Origin of the sequence: Bordetella pseudohinzii, from assembly GCF_000657795.2 — a bacterium.
GTDB classification, from domain to species: Bacteria; Pseudomonadota; Gammaproteobacteria; order Burkholderiales; family Burkholderiaceae_B; genus Bordetella; species Bordetella pseudohinzii.
On the sequence record NZ_JHEP02000042.1, the window covers coordinates 1 to 1039 of the forward strand.

1 protein-coding gene is annotated in these 1039 nt (G+C 63.8%); it reads left to right on the forward strand.

Going from position 1 to position 1039, the window contains the following annotated elements; all coding sequences use genetic code 11:
• Positions 1–1039: Vi polysaccharide biosynthesis UDP-N-acetylglucosamine C-6 dehydrogenase TviB (gene tviB, locus L540_RS21145; RefSeq protein ID WP_048026773.1), on the forward strand; the 1039-nt coding region annotated here is incomplete at both ends.

Here is a 1039-nt window from a genome sequence, read left to right on the forward strand (position 1 = left end):
AGCTGGGCAAGGCGAATGTCTTCATCGTGACCGTGCCCACGCCCATCGATGATTTCAAGCAGCCCGACCTGACCCCGCTGATCAAGGCCAGCGAGACCATAGGCGCGGTGCTCAAGCGCGGCGACATCGTGATCTACGAATCGACCGTCTACCCGGGCGCGACCGAAGAAGACTGCGTGCCGGTGCTGGAGCGTGTCTCGGGCCTGAAGTACAACGTCGATTTCTTCGCCGGCTACAGCCCCGAGCGCATCAACCCGGGCGACAAGGCGCACCGCGTCTCGACCATCAAGAAAGTGACCTCGGGCTCGACCCCGGAAGTCGCCGAGCTGGTCGACCAGCTCTACAAGGAAATCATCGTCGCCGGCACCCACAAGGCTTCGAGCATCCGCGTGGCCGAGGCCGCCAAGGTGATCGAGAACACGCAGCGGGACGTGAATATCGCCCTCATCAACGAGCTGGCGCTGATCTTCAACCGCATGGGCATCGACACCGAGGCGGTGCTGCAGGCGGCCGGCACGAAGTGGAACTTCCTGCCTTTCCGTCCGGGCCTGGTGGGCGGGCACTGCATCGGCGTGGATCCCTACTACCTGACGCACAAGGCGCAGTCCATCGGCTACCACCCGGAGATCATCCTGGCGGGCCGCCGCCTGAACGACTCCATGGGCGGCTATGCGGTGTCGCAGCTGGTCAAGTGCATGACCAAGAAGCGGCTGCATGTGCAGGGCGCCAAGGTGCTGGTGATGGGCCTGACCTTCAAGGAAAACTGCCCGGACCTGCGCAACACGCGCGTGGTCGACATCATCAAGGAGCTGGGCGAGTACAGCGTGGACGTCGATGTCTACGATCCCTGGGTCGATGCCGAGGAGGCCAAGCACGAATACGGCATCACGCCGATCGCCCAGCCGTCCCAGGGCAGCTACGACGCCATCATCCTGGCGGTGTCGCACCAGCAGTTCGTGGACATGGGCGCGGCGGCCATCCGCAAGCTCGGCAAGCCCGAGCATGTGCTCTATGACCTGAAATACGTGCTGACCGCCGA